Here is a 16,781-nt window from a genome sequence, read left to right as displayed (position 1 = left end):
TCCAACCTGAACAGGGGATTTTGCGTCCGATCTCAAACATCGGTTAGACTTCCCCGGTCTGCAGCGGCCGTCCGTTTCCCTCCGGGACCGCCGGCGAGCCAGGTCATCGACCCCTCGCCCGCCCCAACTCCGACGCCGTACGTCACGCATTCCAGCCTGCGCTTCGCGCCGGTTGCCCCCAATTCTCGCAGCGCGGTTCACGGGAACGCTCCGAGTCAGCCGATCTCAACGATCTGCCCCCGCATGGCCATTCGGCCAGGCGTTCTCTGTTTTTGGAGCTTTCTCGATGTCATTTGAATCCCTGGGCCTTGCGCCCTTCCTGCTGCGTGCGCTTTCCGAGCAGGGCTATGAAACCCCCACTGCCATCCAGCAGCAGGCCATCCCGCTCGCCCTGGCCGGTCGCGACCTGCTGGCCGGCGCACAGACCGGCACCGGCAAGACCGCCGCGTTCGGCCTGCCGCTGCTGCAGCACCTCGCCACGAACTCGCAGGAAGTTTCCAGCAATGGCCCGCGCAGGCCGCGCGCGCTGATCCTGGCCCCCACCCGCGAACTGGCCACCCAGGTGCATGACAGCCTGCGCGGTTACAGCAAGTACCTGCGCATTCCCAGCGCCTGCATCTACGGCGGCGTCGGCATGGGCAACCAGCTGGACATCCTGCGCCGTGGCGTGGACCTGCTGGTGGCCTGCCCGGGCCGCCTGATCGACCACATCGAGCGCCGCAGCATCGACCTGTCCGGCATTGAAGTGCTGGTGCTGGACGAAGCCGACCGCATGCTCGACATGGGCTTCCTGCCCTCGATCAAGCGCATCCTGGCCAAGCTGCCCAAGCAGAACCGCCAGACGCTGCTGTTCTCGGCCACGTTCGAAGAAAGCATCAAGCAGCTGGCGCTGGAGTTCATGCGCAACCCGGAGCAGATCCAGGTCACGCCGAAGAACACCGTCGCCGAGCTGATCACCCACCGCGTGCACCCGGTCGATGGCGGCCGCAAGCGCGACCTGCTGCTGCACCTGCTGGCGCAGGACAGCCGCGAGCAGACCCTCGTGTTTGCCCGCACCAAGCATGGCAGCGACAAGCTGGCTGCGTTCCTGGACAAGTCCGGCATCAAGACCGCGGCGATCCATGGCAACAAGAGCCAGGGCCAGCGCCTGCGCGCACTGGCTGACTTCAAGGCCGGCCGGGTGACCGTGCTGGTGGCCACCGACATCGCCGCTCGCGGCATCGACATCAACGAGCTGCCCAAGGTGATCAACTTCGACCTGCCGATGGTGGCCGAAGACTACGTGCACCGCATCGGCCGTACCGGCCGCAACGGTGCCACCGGCGAAGCGATTTCGCTGGTCGCACAGGACGAAGTGAAGCTGCTGCGCCAGATCGTGCGCCTGCTGGGCCGCGACATGGACATCCGCGACGTGCCCGGCTTCGAACTGCAGGTTCCGATCCGCTGGGGCAACAGCGCCCCGGGCAAGGCAGAGCACGACGGTGGCGAGCGCGGCGTGCGCAAGCACACCCATACCCGTCGCCCGCATGGCGATGCGCCGCGCCATGCACACGCAGGCCCGAAGAAGCCGGGCGGCGGTCGCCGTGAAGGCGGCAACGGCAACGGCCAGGCGCGTGCTGCGCAGGGCCAGGGCCAGCGTCGTGGTGGCGGTGGTTCCGCTGCCGCCGGTGCCGGCCGCGGCCGCGGCAATGGCGGCGGCAACCGCGCTGGCTGATCGAGGTAGCGCCGAGCCATGCTCGGCGGCTTGAACCCCGGAATGACAAAAGGGACGGAGCGCAAGCTCCGTCCCTTTTTCGCATCTGCATCCGTCGATGCATGGCTCGGCGCTACCGTTACGCGCCAGCGGCATGCGCCGCGTCAGAAGCTGTAAGCCACCGTCACCCGCGCGTTGCGGCCGGGTTCGCTGTAACGGCCGATACCCTCCTCGTTGACGTAGCCATACAGCGTGTTGGTCCCTTCGCTGATGCCACGCACGCGCTGCCACAGGTAATACTCGCGGTCGGTCAGGTTGTAGATGCCGGCGCTCAGGCGCAGCTGCGGGGTCACATTCCAGCTGCCCACCAGGTCCACCACGGTGTAGCCATCTGCCTTGCCCACCCAATCCGGTGCCTCCCGCGTGCCGTCGGCCGCCGTGGTATAGGCGTCGCTGGCATTCTTGCCCCAGCCACGGGTGACGTTGGCGGTGACGTTCCACGCCGGCGACGGCGCATAGCGCAGCCCCAGCACCGCGCTGGCCGGCACGATGCTCTCCAGCGGGTCGCCATCGGCCTTCTCGCCTTCGCTGTAGGAAGCCGCGATGCGCGACGACCAGGCATCGGTCATCTGCCAGCGCCCTTCCAGTTCGACACCTTTCACCGTGACCTTGCCGGCGTTGCTTGGCGTGGAATAGCGGTTCTCGTACTGCACTTCGGAGGTCGGCGACGTACGGAAGCCATTGGGTACCGCCTGCACCTGGGTGACATATTCGATGAAGTTGCTGTAGCGGTCGCGGAACAGCGACAAGCCCAGCTGCGCACGGTCAGTGGTCCAGCGATACCCGGCCTCCAGGTTGAGGCTTCTTTCCGCCTCGAGTCCCGGGTTGGAGGTCATGCCATCGAGGACGATTGCCGCCCCGGTGACCGCATCGAAGGCGCGCGTGGTGCTGGTCGGCGAATACAGGTCAGCCACGCTCGGCGCGCGGAAACCACGACCTGCCTGCAGCCACAGCGCATGGTCGGGCAGGAAGCGGAACTCCGCGCCGGCCTGCCAGCTCGGGGCAGCGAACCGTACGTCGCGCACGCTCCCGGTCGGGTCGACGAAGCTGGCATCCACCGTCGGCGAATAGTCGTAACGGTCATAACGCGCGCCGCCACTCAGGACCAGGCGGTCATCGAACAACGACACGCTGTCGCGCAGGTACAGGTTCCAGGAACGCGCATCGGTCTTCGGCACCTGGCGGGGATCCTGGTCCACGGTGGCGATCTCGCCGGCCGCGTTCCAGCGTGTATCCACCGCAGTGAAATCCACGTCCCGCTGCTGCCACGCCAATCCGTAGACGATGTCGTGGCGCACGCCGGCGGCATCAAGCACCTTGGTGAAATCCAGCGCGGCGCGGTCCAGGGTCTGTTCGGTGGCACGGTCCTCGCTGCGCAGGCAGGGCACGGCGCCGCCGGGGCAGCCGCTGCCCGCGACGATGGTGGTCAAGCCGCGGCTGTCGGTGACCTGGTGGTCCAACTGCGCTTCCAGCGTATCGAACAGCGTGTTCTCCGGACGGTACTGCCAGCGCAGGCCGTAGCGGTCGCGGTCATTGCGGTCATCGCCGCGGCGCTCCAGGTAACCGGGCGAGTACACGCGCGACAGATTGTCCACCTCATTGCGTGCGCGGCCGCGCTCCAGCATGAACCCCAGCGTGTTGCGCGGGTCCAGTTGCAGGTCCAGCTTGGCCAGCAGGTTGTCGCGGGTACTGTCGACCGGGTCCGGCGTACGCCGGCCCACCCCGGCGCGATCCACCGTGCTGTCGTACCAGCTCTCCGATTCATGGCCTTCGCGACGCGTATAGACCAGCATCGACTCGGCGATGCCGGTGCGGTTGGCGAAGGTCAGCGTGCCCATCGTTTCATCGTTCGCGCCGCTGTAGCCCAACTTCACGCCGACGTGCGTATCGTTGCCGGCAGCCTTGAGATAGTCGGCCGGATCCTTGGTGGTGAACACCACCGCCCCGCCCAGCGCGCCGCTGCCGGCGGTGATCGAGTCAGCACCCTTGATGACCTGCAGGCTCTTCAGCGTATCGATGTCCACGTCGCCGCGGCCGCCCCGGAAGAACTCGTAGGAACGGGCGGTTTCCACCGATTCGCCGAGGCTGAGGCCATCGACGGTGATCGCCACGCGGTCGCTTTCCAGCCCGCGGATATTGAAGCCGTTGTCGCCGAAGCGCCCCATGTCGACGATGCTCACCCCCGGGATGTAGCGGATGGCTTCTTCCATGTTGTTGGCCATTTCCGCATCCAGGTCGGCCGCGCTCAGCACGGTGACGTTCTGGTTGCGGGACTTGGACTTCTTCGCGCGCTCGGCTTCTACCCGCACCGTATCGAGGGTGCCGGCATCGGCCGGCGCGTCGGCGCGCACGGCGGGAACGACTGACAGGCTGGCGAATACCGCCAGCGACAGCAGGGAGGGTGACAGGTTCATCGGATGGAACTCCGCAGGAGAAAGATGGCTGGAAGTACGCCGTTCCTGGCAGCGGGAGTCCGAAGGACCTGTGCAGGCTGGGGGGTCGTGGATGTTCTTCTTGTGGGTCGCGAGCGTTGGTCGCGATGCCGTGGTGCCGGACAGCCCGGCACCCGGGATCAGGGCGTGGCGGCCGGCTCCGGATCGCGTGCATCGACGATGCCATCGCCGTTGGTGTCGGCACGGTCGAACAGGCGCTTGCCCGACACCTGGTATTCGGCGAAGGTCATGCGGCCGTCCTTGTCGGTGTCCAGTGCATTGAAGCGGACACCTGCCTGCCGGCCAGCGGCCTCGCGGACCTTGGTGCGCTGTGCATCCAGGCGGGCACTGAACTCGGCGGTGTATTCGGCCTGGTCCAACTGGCCATCGCCATCGGCATCGGTCGCGGCGAAGGTCGCGGCACGGGCCGCATCGAACTCCGCCCGGTCGACCACGCCGTCACCATTGCGGTCATACAGTTCCAGCATGCCGTTGGCGGTGTGCGAGGTCGGCATCTTCAGCGGATCGCGGTTGGTTGCCGCGGCGCTCTCGCGCGTGGCCTCCTGGCTCCTCTCATAACCGGCCCAGGTGCGTTCACCAGCGGCGTCGAACTCGGCCCGGCTGATGCGCCCGTCCTTGTCCCGGTCCAATGCCTTGAAGCGGGTATCGGTCTGGCGCAGGTGCCCTTCGCGTGCCTTGGCCAGGCGCTCGTCGAAACGCTGCAGGTACTCATCGATGTACTCCTGCTTGTCCACGCTGCCATCGCCGTTGCTGTCCGTGGCGGCGTAGCGCGCCTGGCGGAAGGTTTCGAACTGCGCCCAGCCCACCGCTCCAGTCTGCTGCGGATCGAACTGCTCGAGGAAGTCCGCGGCGGCGGAGGACGGGACAGTGCTGGCCTGCTGCGCGCTGGCGGCAGGACCGGTGGCCACGACAAGCAGGGCCGCGACGGCAAGGGTCGTCTTCATGATCGGTTTCCTTCGGGGAAGTGGCTTACGGTTCGAGCACGCGGAAGCTGAGCGTGTAGTTGTTGCCGTACTGCGGCGCGGCGGCACCCTCCGGCGCATCGCCGCGGTAGCGGATCAACGCCAGGTAGCTGCCAGCCTGCTGCAGCGGCAGGCTGGCCTTGCCGGCGGCATCGGTGGTCAGCTCGATCGGTGCCTGCTGGGCATGGCCATCCCCCAGCGCGCGGTTGATCTCCACCTTCTGCCCAGGCAACGGCTTGCCGTCGTAGTGCACCTCGAAGGCGAAGGCCTCGCCCACGTACAGATCGCTCGGATGGGTGGCGGGAACCAGTTCCAGCCCCTTGCCGTACGGCTTGAGCGCCTCGGTGGTCGGCGCCCCGGCAGTCAGGTAGACCTCCGACCGTGACAGGCTCTGGTAGTGCGAGACGATCTTCGCCCCCGCCGGCAACGGCTTGGACGGGTCACGGCTGCTCTCGGTCTTGCCGTTGAGTTCGAAAGTGCGGAACACCGCACCCAGGCGGTTGCCGGTGCTGAAGCGGTAGGTGCCCTTCTTGCCCGGCAGGCGCTGCTCGACCACGGCACGGGTCTTGAACAGGTGCACGGTGTCCGGCGCATGCGCCAAGCCATCGGGGTCGGTCACCACGAAGGTGCTGTTGTCGAACACCACTTCGGGGACGAAGAAGGTCTCGGCGAAGCTGGCATCCAGCGTGACCATGCTGGTGGGCTGGACCTGGAACGTGGCAGGTGCCAGGTACGGCGTATGCGCGCGGGCGGGCAACACGACGGCGGCCAGCAGCAAGCTGGTCAACAAGCGGAGTTTCATCGGCATCTCTCGTGGAAGGCGCCGGCCCCAGTCCGGCGGCGCACATCCTATGCTCATTGCGAATGATTCGCAATACGATTGTGGACTGCCCTTCACCCCGCCGGGCATGGCCCGGCGCTACCTCGACGCATGCATGGACCTCGGGACCTTGTGACGCAGGTGTCCCGGCAACCCACCATCACCCGCGCGGCCTGGTCGGATTCAACAGGTTGGAGAAGAACAACGCATTGACCAGCAACCGATCCGTACCGTGCCAGTACTTGCGGTGTGCCGGATCATCGGCGAACAGCACCACGTTGCCCTGGCCCTGCGGCGACACCAGCAACCACGCCGAGCCACTTACCCGCGCGCGGTTGCGCTCGGACAGATACCCATTGACCCGTGGCTGCTCGTCCACCCGCACCACCGTAGAGAACGGATTGGCACTCGGTTGCAGCACTACCGCATTTTCCTTGTTCACCGCCAGCTGCCGGCGCGGCACGCCGAAGCCCAGGGGGTGGCTGGTATCGATGTCGGCGCTGAGGATGTTGCCACTCACCCGCTCGATCGCCGCGATGTCGCGCTGGTCACCGAACGCACTGCGCCCGGCGTCCGAAGCGTCTTCCTGCTCACCCAGTTTCTCGCCATCGGCCAGCTTCTTTTCTATTGCCCAACGCGACGCGGTGCCATAGGTAACCAGCGAGCCACCGGCCTGGATCCAGCGCTTCAGCGCCCCTACCGCGGCTTCATCCACGCCATCGTACCTGCCGCCGGACAGCACGATGGTGGTATAGCGGTCCAGCCCCACCTTGCCCAGCTGCGCCGGATCGATCTTGCTGGCGGGCAACTGCAGTTGCTGGTCGAGCAGGAACCATGCCGAACCGATCTCGGTTGCGTTCACCCCCTCGCCCATCACCAGGGCCACCGCTGGCTTGCGCAGCGCCTTGACGCCATCGCTGCCCAGGTCGATGCCACCGCGGCTCTGGCCACTGCCCATGGCGTAGGCCTGCACGCCACTTTCCCGGGTTGCCGCCTGCACGGCCTCCAACAGCGCCGCCCCCTGCAACGGTTGGCCGGCGACCGGCAGTACGATGCTGCCCGGCGCGAATTCCACGTCTCCTGCCACCGTCCCCGCGGTGAAGCCATGGAACGCAGCACGGGCCGACAATCCCTTGGCCTGCAGCGCATACAAGGCGCGGCCTGCGTTGTAGTCACGCCAGTCGATCACGTACGCGTAGCCGGCCAGGCCTCCCTGCACGCCGCCCTCGGCGGGCGGCAGGGCATTTACCTGTACACCCTGGCCGATGCGGCCCTTGCTGGCCGCGAACGCCACGCCATACGCCGGGGCGACCGCATACGAGGTGCTGCCATAGAACACATCGCCCTTGATCGGCGGCGTATCGGCAAAGATCGAATGCACCAACCGGAACTGTGGCTGTGCAGCGGGCACCACATACGCCGTTCCAGGCTCGAAGCGGCGTCCGTCCACGGTCACCGCCGATGCCAGCGCATGCACTTCTATCCTGTGCAGCAGCAGCAGTTCAAGCAGCTTGCGGGTCAGGGCCGGATCATGTGCATCACCGAACACGAAGCTCTTCAGTGGCTGCTGCCCTGCCTGCTTCAGCGCAGACTGGAAGAACTCCTTCTGCAGCTTGAACAGGCCTTCGCGCTCGGTGACCGCGCCGCGCACCGTGCCCAGGCCGGTAGCGACCTGGTTGCGGATGGTGAAGGGGAACGTCAGCGGCCCGTTCACCGATTCCTGCACCCGCCCGCGTGAGCTGGCCTGCTCCACGGTCACGCCCACGGCGCCATGGAAATCCGGATAGGTCGAGCCGTATACCGGTGAGAAATTGTCGAAGTTCTCACCCGTGTAGTACAGCGAACCCAGCGCATCGAGCGAAGCGGCATGGTACTTCGCCAGTGTCTTGTTGAACTCGTACGATGCCGCCGGCAGCAGCGGACTGTGCATGCTCTTCGGCGACGGCTCGAAGTAATAGGTGCTGTCCTTGCCCATTTCGTGGAAATCGATCTGGACGTTCGGATACCACTGGTGGAAGACCTCGATCTTCGGCCGGCTGTCCTGCTGGGTCAGTGCCAGCCAGTCGCGGTTGAGGTCGGTGAAGTAGTGGTTGGTGCGGCCCTGCGGGAACGGTTCGACATGCTCCTTGTCGGCCGGGTCGGCGGACGCCGGGCTGGATGCATAGGCATTGTGCCAGTTCGCCGCGCGGTCGCGGCCATCCGGGTTCTGCGCCGGATCGAACAGCACCACCGCCTCCTGCAGCCACTGCTGCGTCTCGCTGCTCCGGTTGGCCACCAGGTAGTACGCGGTCAGCATCGCGGCTTCGCCACTGGAGGTTTCGTTGCCATGCACGCTGTAGCCCAGCCAGACCACCACCGGACTGTCGCCGGCCGCGGCACGTGGCTGCGAAGGGTCCACCAGCGTCGCATGCTGCTGCCGCAGGGTTTCCAGCCGGGCCTGGTTCTGTGCGGCGGTTACCGTGGCGATCAGCAGCGGGCGTCCTTCGTAGCTGTGGCCGATCTCCTGCACCTTGATCTTGTCCGAGTGCCTGGCCAACTCGTTGAAGTAGGCCACCAGCTGGTCATGCCGGGTGTAGCGGCTGCCGATTTCATAGCCCAGGAACTGCTGCGGACTGGGGATGGCCGGATCGAAATCCGTTGACTCGGCGGCCTGCGGGAAAAAGTAGGCACTCTGCGCCTGTACCGGGGCGGCCGGAACGGCAAGCACCGAAACGGCGACGCACAACGACAACAACACACTGCGATGGAAGGACACGATGATTCCCCGAAGATGAAGGCGCTGGCGCGCCGGTGACACCCATCCGGCCGCGCAGGGCGGCCGGATGGTCGTGCGGATGGAGCAGCCGGCTGGATCAGAACCGGTAATCGAAGCCCACCGTGAAGTAGCGCCCGCGCAGGTCGTACTGGCTGAAGTCATACGGCGCACGGATGCCCGGGAACGAGGCGTCGTAAGGCGGTTCTTCATCACCCAGGTTCTGGATCTTCGCGTACAGGGTCAGCTGCTCGAAGCCGGTGTAGCCCAGGTAGAGGTCGAACTGGCTGTAGGCATCCACCCGATCCTGTACCGCCCGTGCGGTGGCGCTGGCCTTCTGGTCATAGCCGCTGGTGTAGTACCAGGTCAGCGCGGTGCGGAAATCACCGTAGGCCCAGTCCAGCGTGGTCGTCGCCTTGTTCTTCGGCAACGTAGCGCCCAGGTTGCTGCCGGCATAGTCCACCAGCGGGCCACCGATCACGGTCGGGCGACGATAATCGCGCACGTGGGTATAGGCGGAGCTGAGGTTGAACTCGCCGAAACGGTCGGTCGGAATGCGCTGGCGCAGTTCCACGTCGATGCCGGAGGTCTTCAGGTCGCTCAGGTTCTGGTAGCGGTTATAGACGGCCAGCAACTTGCCGCGCTCATCGCGCAGCACCGCGCCCGGCACGTCATCGGTGACCAGCGTCTGCGAGTTGTTGGTACCTACCAGGTTCTCCAGCTCGATCTTGTAGTAATCGACGCTCAGGTTGGTGTTGCTCCACGGTGACAGCACCACGCCGAAGTTGTAGCTGCGCGTGCGCTCCGGCTTCAGGTCGGTGTTGCCAACGGTGAAGAAGGTCGGATTCTGCCGCGAGCCGGGCAGGTCCGGATCGCGCGGATCCACTACGCTGCCATAGGAAATGCTGGTGCTGTCCGAATTTTCGGAAAGCGATGGCGCGCGGAAGCCCTTCGACGCCGCCGCCCGCACCAGCAGGAAATCCAGCGGCTGCCAGCGCAGCCCGAGCTTTGGCGAGAATGCATCGCCGAAGTCATCATAATGGTCCGCACGTGCGGCCACTGACAGCTCCAGCCTGGAGGCCAGCGGCACGATGGCTTCGGCATAGGCCGCGGTCACGGTGCGCTCGCCATGCACTTCGGCGATGGCCGGGCGGACCTGCAACCCGGCGTCGATCTGCCACGGGTTGTTGGAATCCAGCTTCTCGCGGCGCCATTCCGCGCCAGACGCGAAGCCGATATCACCGGCCCAAGTGCGGCCGAGGGTGCCGGAGATCTTCGCATCGATGCCCTGCAGCTTCGATTCGGCCGGGCGCAAGGTGGCGATGCCGATGCCATCCAGCACCGACTGCGGCGTTGCCGACGGATCAAGCAGGTTGTAGCTGCCGGTGGCCAGCGCGTCGGCCAGCGTCCAGCGATTGGCGAAACCGCCGGACACGGTCTCGCGCTCGCTACTGCGCGCGCCGAACGCACCCACTTCCCAGTCCCAGCGCGCGGTGCTGCCACGCAGGCCGAACAGGCCACGATAGGACTGCGAGCGATTGGTCTTGATCGTGCCGCCCAGGTTGAAGAACGTGTACTCGATCGGTACCGCGCGCCCATACGGGTTGTAGGGATTGCCGGCGGGCAGGTTGGAGGACACCGGTTCGGCCAGTCCGGTATCGGCATTCAATGCGAAACGCCCGCTTTCCAGGGTGAAGAACGGGCTGCTGCCGAACCAGGAAACGCCCTTTACCTCGCTGTACAGCACTTCGCCGAACGCTTCCACGTTGTCGCCCAGGCGGAAGGTGCCGTTGGCATAGGCCTGCCAACGCTTGGTGGACGGTATCAGGGTGGTGTACGGGGCCTGGTTGAAGCCGCAGGTATCACCGGCCAGGCCGTCGATCGGTCCGCTGGGCACCAGGGTGGTGCCGTCCGGGCATTGCCCGTTGGCGTCCAGCATCGGCACCGACACGCCGTCGACCAGGTAGCGCGCCCCCTTGGCCGACCAGCCGTTCCAGCTCCCGCCGGGCTTGTCGCTGTAGATGCCACTCTTGGTCAGGTCGCGCTCGTCCTGGTCCAGCCGGTCACGGTTGTAGGCTTCCACGCTGAAAAGGATGTTGTAGCCATCGGTATCCAGGTCGCCCAGCCCGCCGACGAACTTGAGCTTGGTTTCGTCCAGGCCGCCCTGGTCGGCCGTGCCGACGCTGCCGCCGATCTCCGCGCCTTCGTAGTTCTGCCGGGTGATGATGTTGACCACGCCGGCCACTGCGTCGGAGCCATACACCGCCGATGCGCCGTCCTTCAGCACTTCGATGCGCTCCACCGCAACCAGCGGCAGCGCATTGAGGTTGACGAAGGTGTCGGACAGCCCGTTCGCCGGGAAGCCATAGTTCGCTAGGCGGCGGCCATTGAGCAGCACCAGCGTATTCTTCTGCGACAGGCCACGCAGGCCGATGCCCGCCGAGCCCGACGCCCAACCGCTGTTGGAGGTTTCATTCGCTGCATTGCCGGTGTTGGCCGAGATGGAGCGCAGCACGTCGGCGACCGAGGCCTTGCCGGTCACCTCCAGTTGTTCGCGCCCGATCACCTGGACGGGATTGGCGGTTTCGGTGTCGGTACGCTTGATGTTGGAACCGGTGACGCGGACGGCGGCCAGGGTACTGGCGTCGCCGCCGGTGGAGGCGTCGGTGGAGGATTCGGCGGCGGCAGGCAATGGCGCGGCCAAGGCGACGGCAAGCGCCGCCACGAGCAGGGTGTGCTGGGGCATGTCGAAATCGCGGGGTGGTGGTGGTGGCAGTTCCGCAGTAGTCCATGCATGGCCGCATCAGCGCCAATAACATCTCTTCATACGGATATAAGAGAAACTAACATCTCTTCATCGCGATGGAAATAGATTGGTTGCGACTGGAACCGCCACGACCGGCCAGCCCGGTACAATCGCAGCATGGAAATCTTCAAAATCTTCATGATCGAAGCGGCCCACCGCCTGCCCAACGTGCCGCCGGGCCACAAGTGCTCGCGCCTGCACGGGCATTCGTTCCGGGTAGAGCTGAAAGTCGAAGGGGAGCCCGGGTCCGATACCGGCTGGATCATGGACTTTGGCGACGTGAAGGCCGCCTTCCAACCCATCTATGACCGGCTGGACCACCACTACCTCAATGACATCCCCGGCCTGGAGAACCCCACCAGCGAGAATCTTGCGGTGTGGATCTGGCAGGAGCTCAAGCCCGCCCTGCCGGCATTGAGCGAGATCACCGTGCATGAGACCTGCACCTCCGGCTGCCGCTACCGGGGACCGCGCGGCGCCTGAGCAAACGTTTGATCCTGAACGTTATTTACCGTTCGTCGGGAATTTCTGCGACTCCTGTTGCAATGCAGCACGAAAGGCGTATGCTGCATTGCATCAAGGCGATTCAAGCCGCCCGACAGCACCACGTCGGCGCAGGCAGAAGCCACAGGACATTGCATGGGTCCCTCCCCCCGTGCAATCGCAGGACCCGACAGATCCCTCCCTCTGTCGGGTCCTTTTTTTATGCATGGAAAAAGGGGACGGAGGGGATTAAGTCGCTTTCCGCCCGGCACCACCGCCGTATGCGACTTAATCCCCTCCGTCCCCTTTTTTGCATGACTGCTCGAACCAGGCCAGGTACATCAGCAGCGTCCACAGGGGTGGATGCCACCGGCGTTCGCCACGCTGGAACTGGCTCCACATCTTCGCCACCCGTCCGTCATCCCTGATGCCCGCATGCTCCAGCGTGGCCGGCGCCAGCAACGCGCTTGCCCACCCGCGCAGTGGACCGCGCAGCCAGGCGGCTATCGGCGGCCCGAAGCCACGCTTGGGTCGATACACCAGTGAAGCCGGCAGGTAGCGGCAAAGCAGTTTCTTCAGGATCCACTTCTGCTCCCCGGCCTGGAACTTCATCGCTATCGGCATCTGCCAGGCAAGCCCGGCCACTTCCCTGTCCAGCAGCGGCGACAGCGTCTTGAGCCCATATTCGGCCGCGGCCGCGTCCACCTTTGCCAGGATCCCGTTGCCCAGTTCCATGGCGAAGTCCAGATACTGGATCACGTCGACCGGATCACCGCGTTGCAGGTGCACCGGCCCATCCCGGTACGGCGTACGTGGCTCGGCTGCGCCTGGCAGCAACGCGCCGGGTTCGCGCCATTTTTCCACGCGCATCAGATAGTGGTGTGCAACGCCGCTGCCGGCTGCCTCCGCGTAAAGCGCCGCCATTCCACCAAGGCGGGAACGCTCAGGATCGCGCCTGTGCAGCCGGTTGGCCCATGTACGCATGACCTGGGGCAACAGCGCGCCAAGGCGTGCGTTGCGTCGTGCCCGCAGGTATGCGCCATGTCCGAAGAACAGTTCGTCGCCACCGTCCCCGGTCAGGCCGATCTCACAGCGCCGGGCCAGGCGCTCGCTCGCCAGCAGGGTCGGCAACTGCGAGGCATCGGCGAAGGGCTCGGACCACGCCCGCGCTGCCTGCTGCACCCGTTCAAGCGCGGAACCCGCTTCCAGCACGCATGTTTCATGCCGTACGCCCAGATGGCGCGCCACCGCCTCCATCCACTTGCGCTCATCGTGGCCTGCTGCCTCGAATCCAATCCCGATCGTGGGCACCGGCACGGATGATTGCGCCTGCAGGATGGCCGCGACCAGCGAGGAATCGGTTCCTCCGGACAGGAATGCACCCGTAGTCCCGGCGCGACGACTGGCCGCAACGACGTCGTGGAGGCGCGCGTCAAGCTGGTCCAGCGCACTATCGGCAGCAAGTGGCTGGCGCATCTGCAAGGCAGCTTCATAGGCGCCGGCGGCGTCCCAGTAGACGCGTTGGTCTACGCCAGGCAGATGGCACTCCCAACCGCGCCGCACATCCCGCTCATGCAATGTCAGGCAACGGCCTGCGGACAACTTGAAGAATCCCGCGTGGATGCAGTGTGGCGCCGGCACGTAACCGTGGCGCAGGAACAACGCCAGCACGCCGTAGTCGATCCGGCCGTCGAAGTCCGGATCCTGTCGCAGGCCATGCAGCGAACTGGCGAACGCGAACTTTCCGCCCATCCAGCCATAGAACAGCATCCTCTGGCCGGACGGATCACGCGCGCAACTCAGCTCGCGGCGAACGGCATCCCAGTGCACCAGCACGAATGCGCCGTCCATCCCGCGCAATGCAGCCAGCAGCCCTTCCCCTGCGATCCAGGACGCGACCTCCTGCGCGGTCAACACCTGCGAATCACCGGTCCTCCAGGCGATACCCTCCAATGCCACCCTATGGCGCCCCGTTGCACATACCGCGTGCCCCTGGCCATTGGTGAGCGCCAGCGTGCCGTCATCGGATATCCATGCGGGCACGCCGCTGGCATCGCCGCCTCCCATTGCCTGTGCAAGCCAGCTCATGGAAACGGGCCGGCCAGACGTCCACGCCCCGGCCACGCTCACGGCAGCCTCGACGTGCAGGCCTTCTGACTCGCCATGGCGACGCCGACACTCTGGAACATGCGAAGGTCCTTGCAGTAGAGGACCTCGATGGTGCAATCGTGTGGGCGCTTGGCGATCGCCTCGGGCCACGACCCGCATCACCTTCAGCGGATCACGACACCACGCGTCCATAAAAGCGTGCTTCCAGCGTGTCCATCGCCGGCGATATCGCGGCAAGCAGGCCATGGGCGCCACCCGGCCCCCCGTGGGTACGCGCGCACCAGCACCTGTTGCCCTCTGCCGCGTTCGATGTGCATGGTCGACTACATCCAGCGCCACCGCCGCCCGGCCGAGGCGCTACGCTCCGGCACGCGGCAGCTGGAATACGAACGTCGCGCCGGGCGCACTGCCCTGGAGTCGAATCGTCCGCCCGTGCAGTTGCACTATGCGCTGCACGATCAGCAGTCCCAACCCGCCATTGCCACCTCGCCGTCCCAGCGATGCCGGGGCATGGAACAGCGTCCCGCGGACTGCCGGATCCACGCCTGGGCCGTCATCGCTTACCTGCACCCGTACGCTGTCCGCATCAGCGTCCAGCTGCACCTGGACATGACCGCCGGACGGAGCGTGACGCAACGCGTTGTCGATCAGGTTGGTCAGGACACGTTCCACCAGCCCCACGTCGGCGCGGACCAGCGGCAGGCCAGGCGGAAAACCCGCGTCCAGCCGCTGTCCTTTCGCCTGCGCGGTCAATTCGAATTTCTGCAGCACGTCCTGCAGCAGTTCTGGCAGCGCGAACACTTCCCACTGCAGCTGCACCTGCCCATGCTCCAGCCGCGCCAGTTCGAACAGCGCGCGCGCCAGCCCGCCCACTTTGCTGCTCTGTGCCAGCGCAATGCCCAGGTAGCGCCTGCGCTCTTCCGGCGAAAGCAATGCGTCTTTCATCGCCAGTGTTTCCAGGTAACCGTGCAGCGAAGCCAAAGGCGTGCGCAGGTCGTGCGAGATGTTGGCGACCAGTTCCCGGCGTTGCAGGTCCTGCTGCCGCAGTTGCTGCCATTGATCCGCCAGGCGGCGCGCCATCTGCGCATGTGCATGTTCGAGGATCAGCAGTTCGTTGCGTTCGCCGGCCCGCAACGGCGGCAATGACGGCAACGCGATGGGCGCATCGATGTCGAACGACTGGATGCGTCGGGTCAGCTCGCGCAGCGGGCGCGTCACCCAGTAGAACGCGACCAGTCCGGCCAGCACGCCCAGCGTGGCGACGACCGCCGCCGACCACAACATGGTGCGCCACTGGCTGCTCGCGGCCAAGTCATCGGCCAGCATCTGCCGCTGTTCGCCCACCAGCACCACGTACACATACCCTGCCGCCCGCCCCTGCACCACCAGCGGTGCCACGCTGAAGACCTTGCGCGCGTGCGTGCTGCGTGGATCGTCGCCCAGGATCGGCAGCGCCGCGCCCGCCAGCAGCGCCTTCAACGGCGCCACGTCCACGCGGTCGCGATGCAGGTGCCCACGGGGCGCGTCATGCCCGAGGACGCGGCCCTGGTCATCCAGCAGGTAGACCTCCACGCTGGGATTGACCGCCATCAACTGGCCGAACAACGCACGCACGGCTGGCTCACGCATGCCCGCCGTGTCCATCAATTCGCTGCGTTGGGCAATGTGGCCGGCCAGGCCCAGCGACAGGCGCTGCACCACTTCCTGCTCATGGCGTATCGCCATCCGCATCTGCATGCCCAGCAACGCCAGGCTGCACAACAGCAGCAGCGCGCAGAACACCACGGCCAGCTTCTGCCACAGCCGCAGGCGCGGAATCATGCAGTACCCCCGGTGCCGTCCACCAGTTTGTAGCCGCGTCCCCATACCGTCAGCAGCCGCCGCGGCGTGGCCGGATCCGCCTCGATCTTGTTGCGCAGGCGGTTGATATGCGTGTTCACCGTGTGCTCGTAGCCGTCGTGGCCATAGCCCCACACCTGGTCCAGCAGCTCCGCACGCGCGAATACCTGGTCCGGGTTCCGTGCAAAGAACAGCAGCAGGTCGAACTCGCGCGGCGTCAGTTCAAGTTCCTGTCCGTCGTTGCTGGCGGTGCGTGCCAGCGGGTCCAGGTGCAGGCCGCCCACGGTGATCGCACCGGCATCCATCCGCGCACTCTGCGCCATTGCTTCGGCCCGTCGCAGCAGCGCACGTACCCGGGCCACCAGCTCAGGCAGGGAAAAGGGCTTCGCCAGGTAGTCATCCGCGCCCAGTTCCAGGCCGACGATGCGCTGGGTTTCGCTGCCCCGTGCACTGATGATGATGATCGGCACGTAGCGGGCCATCGCCCGTGCGCGTCGGCAGATCTGCAGCCCGTCCACGCCTGGCAGCATCACGTCCAGCACCAGTGCGTCCCATGGCCCTTCCTGTTCCAGCAGGCGCATCCCCGCATCGCCATCAGCCGCATGCTGCACCACATAGCCCTCGTCACCCAGGTGCAGCCGCAGCAGGTCGGCGATATGGGGATCGTCTTCGACGATCAGGACGCGTTTGGCAGCAGTCATGGGCAGGCGTGGCAACGGGAAGCGTATCCGTATTGTCGGCGCGGCGGCCCTCCGATGTATCACGGAAAATTGAACCCTTCGTGAGGATTCGTTGACCAGCGCG

The 16,781-nt window shown here is 65.9% G+C and carries 10 protein-coding genes; 2 read left to right on the top strand and 8 right to left on the bottom strand.

Features of this window, described 5'->3' with window-relative positions; genetic code table 11:
* Positions 1-286: 286 nt before the first annotated feature.
* Complete coding sequence (locus H4O11_RS15455; RefSeq protein WP_182340404.1) at positions 287-1,714, top strand: DEAD/DEAH box helicase; 1,428 nt, start codon at positions 287-289, stop codon at positions 1,712-1,714.
* Between the two features lie 143 nt (positions 1,715-1,857).
* Here H4O11_RS15455 and H4O11_RS15450 read toward each other — a convergent pair whose 3' ends face one another.
* The 5 genes from H4O11_RS15450 to H4O11_RS15430 form a co-directional block, all read right to left on the bottom strand.
* Positions 1,858-4,167, bottom strand: coding sequence for a TonB-dependent hemoglobin/transferrin/lactoferrin family receptor (locus H4O11_RS15450; RefSeq protein WP_182340402.1), 2,310 nt, complete (start codon positions 4,165-4,167; stop codon positions 1,858-1,860).
* A gap of 158 nt (positions 4,168-4,325) precedes the next feature.
* Positions 4,326-5,150: an EF-hand domain-containing protein gene (locus tag H4O11_RS15445; RefSeq protein WP_182340400.1), complete on the bottom strand. Its 825-nt coding sequence runs from the start codon at positions 5,148-5,150 to the stop codon at positions 4,326-4,328.
* 25 nt (positions 5,151-5,175) lie between these two features.
* The gene (locus H4O11_RS15440) at positions 5,176-5,970 is read right to left on the bottom strand and encodes a DUF4198 domain-containing protein (RefSeq protein ID WP_182340398.1); all 795 of its coding nucleotides are present in this window, start codon (positions 5,968-5,970) and stop codon (positions 5,176-5,178) included.
* Between the two features lie 178 nt (positions 5,971-6,148).
* Positions 6,149-8,743 (bottom strand): M14 family zinc carboxypeptidase, encoded by a 2,595-nt coding sequence (locus H4O11_RS15435; RefSeq protein ID WP_182340396.1) that lies wholly within the window; start codon positions 8,741-8,743, stop codon positions 6,149-6,151.
* A gap of 97 nt (positions 8,744-8,840) precedes the next feature.
* Complete coding sequence (locus H4O11_RS15430) at positions 8,841-11,486, bottom strand: TonB-dependent receptor plug domain-containing protein (RefSeq protein WP_182340394.1); 2,646 nt, start codon at positions 11,484-11,486, stop codon at positions 8,841-8,843.
* A gap of 177 nt (positions 11,487-11,663) precedes the next feature.
* On the opposite strand from H4O11_RS15430, the gene queD reads away from it, so the two are divergent.
* On the top strand, positions 11,664-12,029 hold the full coding sequence (gene queD / locus H4O11_RS15425) for a 6-carboxytetrahydropterin synthase QueD (protein WP_182340392.1): 366 nt from the start codon (positions 11,664-11,666) through the stop codon (positions 12,027-12,029).
* Between the two features lie 288 nt (positions 12,030-12,317).
* Here queD and H4O11_RS15420 read toward each other — a convergent pair whose 3' ends face one another.
* The 3 genes from H4O11_RS15420 to H4O11_RS15410 all read right to left on the bottom strand — a co-directional run bounded on the left by H4O11_RS15420 (position 12,318) and on the right by H4O11_RS15410 (position 16,678).
* Complete coding sequence (locus H4O11_RS15420; protein ID WP_182340390.1) at positions 12,318-14,117, bottom strand: asparagine synthetase B family protein; 1,800 nt, start codon at positions 14,115-14,117, stop codon at positions 12,318-12,320.
* A 378-nt stretch (positions 14,118-14,495) separates the two neighbouring features.
* The gene (locus tag H4O11_RS15415) at positions 14,496-15,959 is read right to left on the bottom strand and encodes a sensor histidine kinase (protein ID WP_220466779.1); all 1,464 of its coding nucleotides are present in this window, start codon (positions 15,957-15,959) and stop codon (positions 14,496-14,498) included.
* Positions 15,956-16,678: a response regulator transcription factor gene (locus H4O11_RS15410; protein WP_182340388.1), complete on the bottom strand. Its 723-nt coding sequence runs from the start codon at positions 16,676-16,678 to the stop codon at positions 15,956-15,958. Before H4O11_RS15410 ends, H4O11_RS15415 begins: the two co-directional genes overlap by 4 nt.
* Positions 16,679-16,781 lie beyond the last annotated feature (103 nt).

The organism is Stenotrophomonas tumulicola, assembly GCF_014117215.1.
Lineage (GTDB): Bacteria > Pseudomonadota > Gammaproteobacteria > Xanthomonadales > Xanthomonadaceae > Stenotrophomonas > Stenotrophomonas tumulicola.
Note: the sequence above shows the minus strand (reverse complement) of the source record. Positions and strands in the feature narration are given on the sequence as shown.

Bases quoted from the DNA above. Each gene is read 5' to 3' on its own strand.
- queD (WP_182340392.1), top strand. From the start codon at position 11,664: ATGGAAATCTTCAAAATCTTCATGATCGAAGCGGCCCACCGCCTGCCC.
- H4O11_RS15445 (WP_182340400.1), bottom strand. From the start codon at position 5,150: ATGAAGACGACCCTTGCCGTCGCGGCCCTGCTTGTCGTGGCCACCGGT.
- H4O11_RS15420 (WP_182340390.1), bottom strand. From the start codon at position 14,117: ATGAGCTGGCTTGCACAGGCAATGGGAGGCGGCGATGCCAGCGGCGTG.
- H4O11_RS15410 (WP_182340388.1), bottom strand. From the start codon at position 16,678: ATGACTGCTGCCAAACGCGTCCTGATCGTCGAAGACGATCCCCATATC.
- H4O11_RS15450 (WP_182340402.1), bottom strand. From the start codon at position 4,167: ATGAACCTGTCACCCTCCCTGCTGTCGCTGGCGGTATTCGCCAGCCTG.
- H4O11_RS15430 (WP_182340394.1), bottom strand. From the start codon at position 11,486: ATGCCCCAGCACACCCTGCTCGTGGCGGCGCTTGCCGTCGCCTTGGCC.
- H4O11_RS15455 (WP_182340404.1), top strand. From the start codon at position 287: ATGTCATTTGAATCCCTGGGCCTTGCGCCCTTCCTGCTGCGTGCGCTT.
- H4O11_RS15440 (WP_182340398.1), bottom strand. From the start codon at position 5,970: ATGAAACTCCGCTTGTTGACCAGCTTGCTGCTGGCCGCCGTCGTGTTG.
- H4O11_RS15415 (WP_220466779.1), bottom strand. From the start codon at position 15,959: ATGATTCCGCGCCTGCGGCTGTGGCAGAAGCTGGCCGTGGTGTTCTGC.